We start from the raw sequence: 13,691 nt of genomic DNA on the forward strand, positions 1-13,691 counted from the left end.
TACATCTCAAACTTCTTCTTTCAATTTATATACCCTATCTCTTTTCTCATCATCTTTGATAAAAATAAGTTTTCCTTCTGTAACAAAACCTTCTAATAGTAAACATACTTGTCCATATGCTTTAGGCTTATTCGTAGTGAATCTTTCATCGGGTATTTTACCAGATCGTATTAATCGTTCACATAGCTCAAGCGCACTTATTTCTTCAGAATCAATTAATTCTAAAATATCTTTTTGTAATGGTGATAAAGGGGCTGGTACCTTACATACCTCAGCTACCTCCACCTTTTCTTTTTCTTCTTCAAATAAATCTTCAAATGAAATTTGATTCATTACATCTGTTCCTTTCTAACGATTGATTTGTATAATATGAACTGAATCCTATAGCGTATTTATTATTATGTATTACTTACCTTTTTTCATAAATCTCAAACTCATGTACATCGTTTCATATAGTATGTTTTGATTATACCAAATATACGTTCTGTTTTCTATTGTAGAATTTTCATAACAGAAATGAAAGTAATAGTAAACATTTCTCTTCTCGTTAGTTATATAGAAAACTATGTAAAAAGTTTACATAATAAAATTATAGTGATCTGTTAAATTTCTATGCAAAAAAGAAGCACTTGTTGTCTCAAGTAGACAATCAAGTGCTTTAAGTTCATATGTTTTTAAGTAACATTAAATTTGTAAATTTTATTGTAACAGTTTGACACCTTTTATATGTCGTGACAACTACTACGTTAAAACTTACGAGTTTGTACGAGTTCGTTAGTTTTATGTCTCTTCCATGCGTTTAAATGTCATCTCGCCTAAGCTCGCACCTCTTTTTCTGTTCTATCATTGTACGTAACACTCCATGATGGTACAACCATCATGGAGTATCTATTTTCAAACACCCTATTATTTTTTCTATCCACTTCACATAAAATTTATTTTTCATTCATCATTATATTTTTTAATCGTGTAATTTACTTAAAAAATCAGTAAATGTATCTGCAATGTAAAATACATTTTCTCTTGCGATTTTCTCTGCTTCTTCTGCCGTAATCCCTTCACTTTCCATCAGCGCTTCCTTTTCCCATGCATCTTCATGTTCCCAAAAAACAACAATTGGATTTTCTTCATGATTTTTATAATCAAAGCAAATTAAATTTCCTGCTGGGTCAAATGCAAACGGAATTAATTCTTTAGGTAATGTACCATTAAAGTCATTATATACTTCAACTATATATTCGTCACTATTTTCATCAAAAGATAATAAATTCCCAAAAACTCTTTCATGATTATTCACATTAAATATTTCTGGTTCCACATTAGCACCATTATTCACAGCTACACATTTTATATAATCGTTTGGAAATTTAACACCTATTTCATTACCAATTTCCCCTACAAAATCTTCACTTACAGTTGCATCAGCAAATTGCCAATCTACTTTTCTCATCTAATTCCATCTCCCCATAATTTATTTCCGCCTAAGTGATTTACTTTATGTACTTTTGAAATAACTAATTGCATCTTGCCAGGGACTTGATGGTGATGCCAAGTTAATCCTTTTATTCTTGCCTTACCAGCATTTATTTGAGCTAATTGATCTGGAGAAAACAATTCTTTTGAAATCTTGCCTGAATCAATCGCTTCTTTTAATTTCCTTGTACATTCCTTAAATTGTGCCTCATCTGGACTAATATGTAAATTCTTATCTAGTCTCATTTTCGTTTTAGTATTCGAATATGTTTCTGTTAGTCCCACAACTTCTTTAAACTCTTCAACACTATCATATCCCTTAGGCACAATTGATCTATTAATCAAATTTCCGTCTTTATCGTCATTATTTTTAATTACTTCGTCAATTTCAGATCTATGAACAGGATTACCCGTACCCTTAACCCCACCACTCTCCAAATTCGAGATCCTACTCTGAATACTCGCCTTTGAGGCATCATGGGCTTCTTGGAATTTCCCGCTATAGTTCGTTCCAGTTCTAGCGACACTTCCATCTGGCATTATTTCTACACCTTTAACGAATGGGGTTACGGTTTCCGTGTCCACAACTTTTACTAATTATATAATACTAGTAATTTGTGTTAACTTTAATTTACAAAAATATTTTTTAAAATTTTATAGTATGCCTATCTATAAAAAAAGCACTTGTTGCCTTTCGTAGACAATCAAGTGCTTTAAGTTCATATGTTTTTAAGTAGCATAAATTTGTAAGATTTATAAGATCTGTAAGTTTTGTATTAACATTACGACACCTTTTACATGCCATGACAACTACTAAGTTAAAATTGACGAGTTTGTACGGGTTCTTAGTTTAATATAACTTTCCATGTGATTATATTCATCACCCAGTAAAATGTCATCTCACCTAAGCTCGTACTTCGTTTTTTCGACGTACAATGAATTAGAGAATCTATTCAAAGTTGTATAAACTCTACCTACTAAATTAGGATTTTTTTGTTTATATAAAAACTTTGCAACAGAACCTTTAAACTAAACTTCAAATCCAATTACTATCCATTCATCAACAATGTCCCAAAAATTCATATTATATCTAGGCTTTTTATTCGTCCACCATAAAGTCGCATTATCATTATTAGAATTCTTATAATCTACTGCAACATAACCACCCATACCACTTTTAAAGAAACCAAAAGTAGTTTGTAAATCAATTTGTAAAGGTTCTTCTAACTCCTCAATAATACCCCATTCATCATCATCAAAAAAAGTTACATTTTCTAAAGGAACTAAACCCATAGATTGACTCGCATAAAAATAGAAACCATTATGAACAGTTCGATAAAAATTTCGTATTGTTGAAGGAATCTTATCCCAAGATTTTTCTAATTCTTCATTATTAAACTCATCTTTGGGATTTCCCCCTTCATAATATAGAATTTCCCCATTATCTGTTTTAATAGTGTATAAAATTGAATATCTACCATTTGTGTTCATAAGCTCTACTTCTTCAAGGTGCCTAGACAAATAAGAAATAGTGTTTCTTAATTCCACTCCTACTTGCTCTTTCCATATCGATAAAATACTCTCAACTCTCTTGTCTACATTTTCTTCTTGAAACAATTCATACCATGAATTTGGTATTTTCCCACTATCAAGTTTATTAATCTCATGGCATGATATAAGTTGTGCATTTCTTTTATATTTTCTTAAAAAACCAAGTTTTTGTTCCATAATTCTATCTCCTTTATTTATCTATATCCTTTTTATTTCCTTCAACAAAATCATCAATTTGTTTTTGTAATTTCATTTCTAATTCTTTTTCCTTCTTTATCATTTCTTCTCTAAACCTAGGATCAACTTCAATTTTTTCTTTCTTATAAATTGTCCAATCAGAATAAGATTTAGACCCCTTAGATTTATTGGCTGCTTCACTTAATCCTAGAAAATTCTCTTCATTATTTAAAACCTTAAGTTGTTGTTCTTTCGTTAATTTATCAAAATTTTCCATCTTTGCTATATTTTTCATTGATACGATATGATCAGCTTGAAGTCTGTCTGTAATATACTTACCAGGTAAAGCAGGGTCAGGCGTTCCTATTTTATCCTCAATGCCCTCATTAACTTTTTCCCGTAGCTTTGCAGTAGGCGTTCCATCTCTTAATTCATCATATAATTCCTTTGAGATTCTTCTTTCCCCGTATCGAGGAGGTGTTCCAATATCACCCGTACCCTATGTTGTAATCTTAAACCCTCACAATAAAAAAGCAAACCATGTAAACCCTTATTAAACTACTTCTTTTTCTTCCACTACTGGCAACTCATAAGCTGTTTTATATTTCATCATGCCATATACAATGTTTACAAGCCTTCTCATAATACATACCAATGCTTGTCCTTTTGTTTTTCCCTCTTTAAGTTTCTTTTGATAGTATGCATGAAACACTGGGTTTCTAGGTAACTTACTTCCTTTCGCTACTTACACTTGCTGTACTGCTAAATTATAAAATAAAGCGTGTAGCGCCCTGTTTCCTTGTTTGCTTTTGTGTGTCTTACCTTTCCCACCAGAACCAAAGTAAACAGGCGCAATCCCCGCAAATCGTGCTAATTTATTGGCATTTGGAAATCGCCTTACATCCCCAATTTCTGCAATTAATGCTGATGCCGTTACAAGTTCTATTCCCGGCATCGTCTCTAATTGATAATCTAGTAGATTTACTAACCGTTTTAATTCTCTTTCGATGTATTTCATTTCCTTCTTTTTAAACTCAATATCCCGTACAATACTTCTTACTAAAAAGTCTCGTGTTTCTTGATACTCTTTCATTGTTTGTCCATCTTCTTTTACAAGTTTTAATATGTCGCTTGCTTTCTTTACTGAACATGTATTGTTGCTAACATCTAATAAAAAAGCTGTTAATTGCTTTATATTCGCACCCTCTAAACAAAAGGGTGACGGATACTGCTGCCAAAATGCTAATGCTGTTTTTCCATCTAACTCTGAGAAAAACTTTTTATAACTTGGATAATGGTGGTTTAATTGAATATGTAATTGGTTCTTTAACGCACTTTGTGCTTTTACTAATGCATTCCTTCTTGAAACTAGTTGTTGTATCGACCAAAATAAATCGTTTGGCTTTGCATCTGGTAATTGATTTAACTTATTTATTAGTATACGGGCTACGCATTCCGCATCCCAACTATCACTTTTTTGTGTCGTCACATGGCTTTTTCGCTCTAAAAATGATAAAGCTGGATTTACTTCTTTCACTACTTGTTCATGATCTACTAAATATTTCGCTAACGCTCTTCCATAACCACCAACATCCTCTAAACCAAATACAACAGTTATCCCAGCACTCACATATGTCTCTACTTCTAATAAAAACTTCGAAAATGCAGATGGTTTATTATCAAATTGTATTTCTCCTAATTTTTCTTGCCAACAATTAATAATAACAGCCGTATGATGCTCCTTATGTAAATCTACTCCTACATACAAATAGTTCTGTCTATTATGCATAACTCATCCCTCTATTCAATGATTTAGTCATATATAAAAACGTCGGCAACCTTAGTTCGAGCGTTCATCTTCCGATGCGCATAGGTACGCAAGCCTATCCATTTTCATAATTTCATAAGTACATATAGTAAAATGAGTGATTTTTTTAAGTACGACTATTATATAATTGCTGGATGTTTACCGTTTGTTTGTATTTGCCCGTATGTATATATCCCTCGATAAAAACTCTCTCGGTCTAACATGCGTTTCACTTGTACTTTCGTAAATTGTTTTCCTTTCTCTGTACGATAACCTTCCCTATTCAGTCGTTCTGCCAATTGAGTCAGCGACCAATGTTTAAAAAAGTGTCTTAACTCAAATAGTCTACGTACAACCACTGCTTTCTCCGTATCTACTTCTAACACCTTTTGTTCTTTCTTTACTCTATAACCAAACATCACACCGCCCCCCGCATATCCACCTTGTTCTGCTTTCTTCTTTCTGCCTCGACTTAGCTTTAATGCAATCTCAAGACGTTGATATTGATCTAATAGCTCTAACATACCATTTACTAAAAAGTCATTTGGGTCATGCGTGTATATACTATAATTTGGTTGTTCAATTGCTTTCACATCTACCTTGTGTTTCTTTAGCTCTCGTTGTATTAACACTTTTGCCATATCAGAGCGCCATAACCGAGATGTATTTAGTACAATAACTTTGCTCACTTGATGATATGCCATATCCGACAATAGCTCTTGTAGACCTTCACGTTCAACTGTTAATCCATCTTCATCTACTTTCGCTCCGCTGATTCCTTTATCTTCGTATATGTGAAGCAGTTGTAGTTTATTTTCGATGCAGTACCGTTCAATTTCTTCTACTTGATACGTTAGGCTATACCCTTCACGCACTTGTCCTTCCGTTGAAACTCGTACATAACCAACTACTTTCTCTCCCATATTGAGCCCCTTCCCGTTACAGCAATTACAATCCCTGTAACGTTTACCCGTTTTTTGCGGATAACGTGTGCATAACGTCCATCCGTTAAAACGTACTTTACGATGATTTCCAAAAATAATACAACCCTTTATTTTTTCCTCTACTATCGTCGTACGCTGTACATAGCCATTACAATCTATAAAACAACAATAAAAATTTAACACTTAATACACTTATAAAATTATAATGCTCTTTTAAATTTCTACGCTTAAACGCAAAAAAGCACTTGTTGCCTTTAATTGACAATCAAGTGCTTTAAGTTCATATGTTTTTAAGTAACATAAGTTTGTAAGTTTTGTAGTAACAGTATGACACCTTTTGTATGTCGTGACAACTACTACGTTAAAACTTACGAGTTTGTACGAGTCCGTTAGTTTCATGTCCATTCCATGTCTTTATATTCGTCGCACAGTAAAATGTCATCTCGCCTAAGCTCGTAATTCTTTTTCTATTCTATCATTGCACATAATACTCCATGACGGTACAACCATCATGAAGTACGTATTTTCAAACACTCTATTTTTTTCTCTCCACACCACATATACTTTATTTTCATTGATCTTTTTATGAATTATTGTATATTTAACTTTAGCAATACAAACATTGACATATCTGCAAATGAATTAGTAAGTGTAAGTTATTAAAACTAATCCTATATATCCATTCGCATAGGAGTAAAACACTTGCTTCTTCTATTATTGGACAGGGCCCATAAACTCAGTAATAATTAGAATATGTTCCTTCAATTTCACCTTTTTTAAATTCTCTACTTTTTCTTCTCCACCAAGCCCTAGTAAAGGTGTATAACCAAAACATTCTTCATACTCTGGTTCATTATATTGTTTTATTGCCTCTGGATAAGGTAACCAACCTAATGCCCTTTGTTTAAATGCTTCTTCCTCTAAAAATCTAATAAACAAGGAGAATTTTGAGGCTAACACTTTTGTTTTACCTTTCCGATAGTTAATCATAACTATATACGACTCTTGATTTTCATCTTTCTCAAAAATTATAATATCACCTAGGGATGTAGTAAAAATAGGAATCGTTCCTTTACTCCTTAAGTATGTGTCACTTACTAAAGAACTAAAATCATCCGGATTTATTACTTTTAAATAGCCATCCATAAAAGTCCCATAGCCATAAATTCTCCATGCTTCAATCAATTCTTTAGGAAGGTATTCTTTATACTTATTTATTGTAGACTCTTCTACTTTACTATTTTTTTTAAAATCACTATAAATACTCAATTGACAATCCTCCTTTAATATGTAAGTTTAACATTTAAATACGTATTTTTCCGTTGTTCTAGGGTTAAACTCTTTTCTAATTCCTTGATTTGTTCATCAACAATATCAATTCTATACCGCCATTGACTACCTAGTGAAGAATTTATCCTTTTATCCCCCAGACCACCAATATGCAACGGATTTCCCCCTGCTATTTGATCAGGATTATGAAGTGCTGCCTGTGTTTTCAACCAACTAGCTGCTTTTCCCTCAGCTTCTTCCCAAGACATTCCACTTTCAAATAATTCTTCTATTTTTTTACTTAAGGCTTTTTCACGAGCTGCTTGTTGTGCTGCATTTCCTTCTATTGCTCTACCTTCATCAATAAATCGCTTCCGATTTTGCTGATACTCATATACGGTTAATTCATTCATACCTTTTTCTTGATCCTTTAACTGTCTTGCAAATTCTTCTGAATCGAATTTAGTTTTATAATTAAAGTTTACTTCAATTTCATCAATTCGCGGAACGTTATCTAGGTTCTTTACTTCACCCGTACCCTTAGCAAGTTGATAAGCGTCATCCTTAGCTGCCGTACTTACCTTTGAAAACTTTCCAGCTACTTCTCCAACAGTTGAAGATTCTATATAAGGAAGCCTCATTCCTATTCCAGTATCCACCATCCTAACTGCTACTGGAATAGGAGTATTTTTCATAGCATCTAGTGCATTTTTTAAAGTCTTATTTTCCTTAAGCGATTGTACCACATTTTTACCCAAATTTGGATTAAAACCAGGCATTCCTTCTTTGAATTTTAATAATTTGGCTAAATCAGCTAATTCACTCGTCCCTTTGAATGCTTTTACTCCTTTTCCTACTGCTCCAACAACTGGGATTGCATCTAATCCGCCAAAAATGATGTTTCCTACCCGCTCTTCTTGGCTCAATTTCCTATGTGTTCCCCAGTCTTCTCCGTCGATACCGCTTTTTATTTGTACACCTCCGTATACTACTGCGGCAGCGGCCCCGAGTGGTGGACAAAGGATTGTTGTGATGATGATTCCTACGCCTATTCCTATGTCTCGCACCATTTCTAGTTTTTTCTGTTCATCTTCTATCGATTTGTATTCAAATCCTCGTGTGGATGGGACTACTTTCTTGTATTCTTCATAATTTAATTTTGCATCTGGATTTTGTTTTTTTAGTTCTTTGTATTCCCCTCTCAGTACGTTATCAAATGCAGGTGAATCTCTAAAAATATCTTCTACTGTTATTTTATCTTTCTTCTTCTGTATTGTTTGTGGTACACTTCCGTAGCCTGCATGCGCACCTGGTAATACTGTCGTTGTTGTAGAGCCAATTCGGTTATTTGTTTCAAAACTGAGAATAGATGTATCTCTCATTTTTTGAGCAAATTTATCCATTTCTACTAAAAAAGGTTTATCTATATGTTCAGAGACTAATCGCCCTGCTTCTCCGCAATATTTTTGTAATGTCGAATAGCTATCAAGTAATTCCCCGATTTTTTGCGATTGATCTTTAGGATTAAAATGTATACTACCATCCGAGTCTAAATCTCGTATTCTTCCATCAATTTTTTTTAATAGTTCATTTGCGTCCCGTAATTTTATGAGTGCATCTTTTGTAATTCGATTCATACCATCCCCCATGTTTTGCCATGGTTCAGGTCTATATTTCACATCCATCTCGTTTTCATCCCCCCAGCCGTATGGTGATTTCTACAACTTACTTAATATTTCACGTAATTGTTCGTCCTTTTCAAGCATTTCTACACATACATTTCCTACAACTGTCGCTGACCTAGAATAGTGTTCAGCCAATTCTAGTGTTTTGTGTAATATATCAGGATATTTTTCAATTACTCTCATCGCTTCACCTTTTTGATAAAAATCACAGCTTAATAAACTCTCAATATTCGTTCCAATGACGTCTACATGGATTTTATATATATTTTCTAACTTCATTACTATATCAAGTAGTTCTTGAAAATTAACTAATACTTCTTCTCCACCACCAGAACCACTATCTCCCATTGATACTTGCATTATTGAATACCTCCTAACGAGAATTGTCTCGGGTCAATTAACTTTTTATATGGCATTTTTAACACGTCATACAATTTCTTATTAACCGCATAGAGGCTCACCCAGTCATATCGATTACGATCTACATCTATTTGAACGAAATCTTCTCCTTCAGTGAAATATAAGAAACATTCCCATTTTCCTCCTCTATTACTTCGAGGCCTCGTATACGTTTCTATCGCTATAACGTCTTTATTTGATAAATCTTTTTCCTCAAATGTTTGTTGTTCTGCCTCTGTCATTCTCTTTGAGAAAAATGTATCTTCTATTTCCCTCGGTTCTCTCAATAAGAAAGGAATGCGTGTTAATAATGAAAAATATACGTCCGGTTTTGGTATGTAGTCGATCTCGTATTTTTTATTTGGTTCTATTTCTGTTAATACAGCCACTCGGTCTTTATCCTCTTTTAAAAAGCCAATTAATACATTATTCATTCTCGTGTATTCATGACAATTTTCATATTCCTTTAATAGTTCAATTATTTGAAAAGCTGCAGGGGTAATTCCATTTTCACTTGTAAGTAGGCCTTTTTCTTTTAAACTCGTAGTTGCTTTCGTGACATATTCTGCATCAAGTAAAATAATTGCGTCACGGTTTGGCAATCCAAATATATCGGTAACCCCAGCTGCACCTGCGAGAACATATAATTCAGCAGGTGCAAAACTCATTTCTTTCCCCATTCTTTTATCCCTCGTTTCTCCATCACAGTTGTTTTATCGCCCTTACTTCCGATTTATCTCCGTACGTTTGAATGCTTTTATCTAACTCTTTCAAAGCTTTCGTATGTCCTTCAAATGCCTCTACCATTTCTGAATTATATTGAATGATCAAATCAAGATAACTTAAAAATGCATCTCTCGTTTTTCCATTCCATTTCGCACCTGTGACATATGCTTTTAAGTCTTTCGCTTGGTTTAAAGAATCCTTCATACCATTTTCAATGTTTTGTGCGTAAGAAATGGCACTTGCAGTGTTACTTCCTATAATTTCAACCTCTTTACCACTCATGTTCGTTCCCTCCATTCTTTGTATGCTTAATGGATAAGTTTTTCAAATTCCTTTTTCTTTTCTTCAAAAGCCTTGGTCGCTGCAGCGTATGCTGACGCTTTCTCTGCTTCTGCTTTCGCTTTATATTCCAAATACTTTGCATAAGCTGTACTTTTTGCAGATCCAACATCGCTTAATGCACTTTTAAAATAGGATACTAATGTATGTAATTCTTCATCCTTTTCATGACGTTTTTGTTCAAATTCAACTGCCGGAATTTTATTAGCTTCTAAACCATTACTTTTACTCTCATACTCTCTCTTCGCTGATTCAGCCTCTTGAATGAATTGCTTTAACTCTCTTTCTTTATCTTTTAAATAATCATGTAAATCATCATACCGATCTCGTTTCCTCGCACTTTCTGTAAAACCAGACGCATTTAAAAAAGCATTGTACAATTCATCTAACATCTTTCTCCCCCTTTAGCACAATAACTATGTAGTTAAATTCGTATATTTAAACATGAATATTCATTACATTAAGAATTAACAAATAATTATTTTTACATATTGCTATTTTATCAAAGGGATTTTAACATTTCCATATTTTATGAATGGCTTTCGCATTTTTCTTCAATAAAGTGAAACTTTAATCAATATGACTATGTATTTATTACTACCTTTTATCCAATTCATTCGTATTAAATCCTTGCTTGAGAGTAAGACCAGTTCTTTCTTATTTCATCAACAACTATTTCTGGATAATCCCAATGAAGCGTACGAGTAGGCTCCCTGATTCGTTATACTATTTCTTGGGCTGTTTTGTTTCTATATTCATTCCAATATTTTGGCTCAGTCGCTCTTAAAAGAACAATAGAAAAAGGATCTGATATGAATATCAGATCCTTAACTTTAATTTCTTAATACATACATCTTTTTACACGATAACTGGTTCGTACGTGCTCAAATTATCATACTCAGTTTTTATAATACTAGGTGGAAGGTTAACACATCCTCAGATTCACCTTTTCTTGTAGCAGTGCATAATATTTAATAAAATTAAAGCATATTTTTACTTACCAGACTTAATTTTTTCGTTATATTCTTCTAAAGTTAACCCTTTTTCTTTTAGATAAACGGCAACTTCTTTTCCTACATAACGATAGTGCCAGGGCTCATACTTAATGCCAGTAATATTCTCTTTATCTTTTGGATAGCGGAGAGTAAACCCATATTCTGCAGCATTCTTATCTAACCATTTGAATGCATCGGTAGTTTCAAATTTTGCATTTAAATCTTCTACAGTATTTTGCCATTCAACTGAAATAATGTCTAACGCTAATCCAGTATGATGTTCACTTGCACCAGGATACTGAAGATATTCCAATGCCTTAGCACTAGCCTCTTTATCCGACAAACCTTGAGATTTATAGCTTTTAACTGAAGCATCATAATAAGTTTGTTGTAATTTTATAGCTCGATAACCTGATCTTAAATAAAGATTGATTCCCTCTTTTTTTGCAGCTGCTACCATATCCTGATAGGAAGTTGCAATTCTACTATCTATTTTCATATTTGGCTTCGCATTTTGAGTGATACTTGTTAATTCAATTCCTAGTTCCTTTGATAACATATGCTCTCTATTTACAAGGATAATTCTCCAATCATTAACATCAGAGATAGGTAAAACATCTTTTTTCTTCGCATGTATTTCATTTTTATTTTTATCGTTATTATTAGTAGTTGCCTGAGATGTTTGTTTTCCACTACAAGCAGCAAGACTCCATCCCATTGCTAATACCAATGCTAAAATTATAAATTTCTTAATTGTATCTCATTCCCTTTTTGTTTATTAGTCTTTATACCAATTTCCCAACACGTCTCTAGGAATCTCCTTGAAATCCTTCAAAGAAACGGGGCCGACAAATTTTTTAATTCCATGTTTTTTAGAATTTTCATCCGAATAATCTTTTAAAAATTGAATTTTAAATTGTTTCTTACCATCGGCATAGTCGGTTACTGTCGGTACGATTGCCGCTTGTCGTATACCAAAAGTTTTATCTTCATACTTAACAAATTGTACATAAGATAATCCTCCAACTAATGTTTCTAATTTTTCTTGCGCAGAAATAAGATTTCCAAGAGAATAATAGATTAGCGTTTCATGTCCATCTTTATTTTGTTTCCACTCAATTGGTTGAATTACATGTGGATGATTTCCAATTACTACATCTACACCTAAATCTGTTAAATATTGAGCAACTTCTTTTTGTTGCTTTGAAGGTGTTGAGGTATATTCTACTCCCCAATGCACCATAACAATCACCATATCAGCGCTACTCTTTGCCTTTTCCACATCATTTTGTATCGCTTTTTTATCAATTAAATTTAAAGCCCAAGACTTATCAGCTGGAATTTTAATTCCATTCGTACCATATGTATAATTTAGTAACGCAAAACGAATACCATTTTTTGTAATCGTTTTTATTTCATTACGCTCGTTTTTACTCTCATTAATACCTACCGGGATAACATCCGGATATTTCTTCCAGTATTCTCTTGTATTCGCAACACCTTTAATACCCATATCCATAGCGTGATTTGTCGCTTGCGTCACTATATTGAATCCAGTGTCCACTAAAGATTGGCCTACTTCTTCAGGTGTATTGAAAGTCGGATATCCCTGTACTTTTAAATTATTTCCGGCAATCGGAGTCTCCTGGTTCACTATAGCAAGATCACTTGATTTAACAGCTTTTTTGATATTTTCATAAATATAATTATAATCATATGAACCGTCTTTTTGTTTGCCATCTTTAATTACTGCGTCATGATATAAATTATCACCCGTTGCTATTAAATTCACAACCGATTGTACTTTTTTATCTTCCGTAAAATTAGGAGACTGTTGGATAGGACTTTTCTCTACCCAATTTGGTGCTTTTAATGATGTATCTATATTGGATTCAGCCGGTGGTAATGAAGCTTTAGATGTCTTAACATCTGTATTACCACAAGCGGTTAAAAGCACTAAAAAAATAAGACATACTAAAAAAAACTTTTTACTTCTCTGTAAAGTATCTAACATGTGATCCTCTTTTCTGTTTTATTCCTTATAACCAGTTCTAACAAATCATTCTTTAAAACAACGTATTTTGGTTTTACCCTTAATTATGGAAGGACACTCTGTTACACCTGCTTCGGAATATACTAATAATTGTTTTCCGCTTTCTAGCAATCTATCGATTCCATCAGAAGTGATAGGTTACTAGAAAAAGATGATCCATCAGGATGTCGAATAGTTTGATATACCTATTCCAATTGCAATAACTCGTTTAATATTTAAACAAGATAGGAGAATCGTTCATATAGCCTCTTCTCTCGCTTTATGTTTAAAGTG

Annotated in this window: 14 protein-coding genes and 2 pseudogenes; all 16 read right to left on the bottom strand. The window is 33.2% G+C overall.

Translation table 11 applies throughout. The annotated features are described in order from the left end of the window. Positions 1–6 precede the first annotated feature (6 nt). A complete protein-coding gene (locus D1166_RS04365; RefSeq protein ID WP_001071909.1) occupies positions 7–333 on the bottom strand; it encodes a DUF3895 domain-containing protein in 327 nt (108 codons plus the stop codon). 243 nt (positions 334–576) lie between these two features. Continuing rightward, a pseudogene (locus D1166_RS32285) lies at positions 577–784 on the bottom strand (hypothetical protein). 177 nt (positions 785–961) lie between these two features. Then, positions 962–1,450: an SMI1/KNR4 family protein gene (locus D1166_RS04375; RefSeq protein ID WP_001233207.1), complete on the bottom strand. Its 489-nt coding sequence runs from the start codon at positions 1,448–1,450 to the stop codon at positions 962–964. Then, the gene (locus tag D1166_RS04380) at positions 1,447–2,013 is read right to left on the bottom strand and encodes an HNH endonuclease (protein ID WP_076774877.1); all 567 of its coding nucleotides are present in this window, start codon (positions 2,011–2,013) and stop codon (positions 1,447–1,449) included. Before D1166_RS04380 ends, D1166_RS04375 begins: the two co-directional genes overlap by 4 nt. A gap of 489 nt (positions 2,014–2,502) precedes the next feature. Further along, entirely contained in the window at positions 2,503–3,201 is a 699-nt protein-coding gene (locus D1166_RS04385) for an SMI1/KNR4 family protein (protein ID WP_088361244.1), read from the bottom strand. A gap of 13 nt (positions 3,202–3,214) precedes the next feature. Continuing rightward, on the bottom strand, positions 3,215–3,496 hold the full coding sequence (locus D1166_RS04390; RefSeq protein ID WP_088361245.1) for a hypothetical protein: 282 nt from the start codon (positions 3,494–3,496) through the stop codon (positions 3,215–3,217). 258 nt (positions 3,497–3,754) lie between these two features. After that, positions 3,755–4,990, bottom strand: a pseudogene (locus tag D1166_RS04395) (IS110 family RNA-guided transposase). Between the two features lie 158 nt (positions 4,991–5,148). Then, complete coding sequence (locus D1166_RS04400; protein ID WP_046392896.1) at positions 5,149–5,931, bottom strand: recombinase family protein; 783 nt, start codon at positions 5,929–5,931, stop codon at positions 5,149–5,151. A gap of 735 nt (positions 5,932–6,666) precedes the next feature. Further along, complete coding sequence (locus D1166_RS04410) at positions 6,667–7,221, bottom strand: T6SS immunity protein Tdi1 domain-containing protein (RefSeq protein WP_050821999.1); 555 nt, start codon at positions 7,219–7,221, stop codon at positions 6,667–6,669. 14 nt (positions 7,222–7,235) lie between these two features. Continuing rightward, on the bottom strand, positions 7,236–8,906 hold the full coding sequence (locus tag D1166_RS04415) for a polymorphic toxin type 15 domain-containing protein (protein WP_088361247.1): 1,671 nt from the start codon (positions 8,904–8,906) through the stop codon (positions 7,236–7,238). Positions 8,907–8,939: 33 nt separating this feature from the next. Next, complete coding sequence (locus D1166_RS04420; protein WP_001198201.1) at positions 8,940–9,266, bottom strand: hypothetical protein; 327 nt, start codon at positions 9,264–9,266, stop codon at positions 8,940–8,942. Beyond that, positions 9,266–9,985 carry a DUF5081 family protein gene (locus D1166_RS04425; RefSeq protein WP_088361248.1) on the bottom strand — a complete coding sequence of 240 codons (720 nt, stop codon included), beginning with the start codon at positions 9,983–9,985 and terminating at the stop codon, positions 9,266–9,268. The genes D1166_RS04420 and D1166_RS04425 overlap by 1 nt, the downstream gene beginning before the upstream one ends. Before the next feature lie 22 nt (positions 9,986–10,007). Beyond that, positions 10,008–10,313 (bottom strand): WXG100 family type VII secretion target, encoded by a 306-nt coding sequence (locus tag D1166_RS04430; protein ID WP_000014535.1) that lies wholly within the window; start codon positions 10,311–10,313, stop codon positions 10,008–10,010. Between the two features lie 26 nt (positions 10,314–10,339). Then, a complete protein-coding gene (locus D1166_RS04435) occupies positions 10,340–10,762 on the bottom strand; it encodes a hypothetical protein (RefSeq protein ID WP_000883469.1) in 423 nt (140 codons plus the stop codon). A gap of 601 nt (positions 10,763–11,363) precedes the next feature. Next, entirely contained in the window at positions 11,364–12,095 is a 732-nt protein-coding gene (locus tag D1166_RS04440; RefSeq protein WP_000241986.1) for a M15 family metallopeptidase, read from the bottom strand. Between the two features lie 48 nt (positions 12,096–12,143). Continuing rightward, positions 12,144–13,379 (bottom strand): CapA family protein, encoded by a 1,236-nt coding sequence (locus tag D1166_RS04445; protein WP_097861786.1) that lies wholly within the window; start codon positions 13,377–13,379, stop codon positions 12,144–12,146. Positions 13,380–13,691: the final 312 nt, after the last annotated feature.

Source organism: Bacillus sp. ISO11, from assembly GCF_003458115.1.
GTDB classification, from domain to species: Bacteria; Bacillota; Bacilli; order Bacillales; family Bacillaceae_G; genus Bacillus_A; species Bacillus_A cereus.

Coding starts and splice junctions, on each gene's coding strand:
- D1166_RS04365 (WP_001071909.1), bottom strand. CDS start 333: ATGAATCAAATTTCATTTGAAGATTTATTTGAAGAAGAAAAAGAAAAG.
- D1166_RS04375 (WP_001233207.1), bottom strand. CDS start 1,450: ATGAGAAAAGTAGATTGGCAATTTGCTGATGCAACTGTAAGTGAAGAT.
- D1166_RS04380 (WP_076774877.1), bottom strand. CDS start 2,013: ATGCCAGATGGAAGTGTCGCTAGAACTGGAACGAACTATAGCGGGAAA.
- D1166_RS04385 (WP_088361244.1), bottom strand. CDS start 3,201: ATGGAACAAAAACTTGGTTTTTTAAGAAAATATAAAAGAAATGCACAA.
- D1166_RS04390 (WP_088361245.1), bottom strand. CDS start 3,496: ATGAAAAATATAGCAAAGATGGAAAATTTTGATAAATTAACGAAAGAA.
- D1166_RS04400 (WP_046392896.1), bottom strand. CDS start 5,931: ATGGGAGAGAAAGTAGTTGGTTATGTACGAGTTTCAACGGAAGGACAA.
- D1166_RS04415 (WP_088361247.1), bottom strand. CDS start 8,906: ATGGATGTGAAATATAGACCTGAACCATGGCAAAACATGGGGGATGGT.
- D1166_RS04420 (WP_001198201.1), bottom strand. CDS start 9,266: ATGCAAGTATCAATGGGAGATAGTGGTTCTGGTGGTGGAGAAGAAGTA.
- D1166_RS04425 (WP_088361248.1), bottom strand. CDS start 9,985: ATGGGGAAAGAAATGAGTTTTGCACCTGCTGAATTATATGTTCTCGCA.
- D1166_RS04430 (WP_000014535.1), bottom strand. CDS start 10,313: ATGAGTGGTAAAGAGGTTGAAATTATAGGAAGTAACACTGCAAGTGCC.
- D1166_RS04435 (WP_000883469.1), bottom strand. CDS start 10,762: ATGTTAGATGAATTGTACAATGCTTTTTTAAATGCGTCTGGTTTTACA.
- D1166_RS04445 (WP_097861786.1), bottom strand. CDS start 13,379: ATGTTAGATACTTTACAGAGAAGTAAAAAGTTTTTTTTAGTATGTCTT.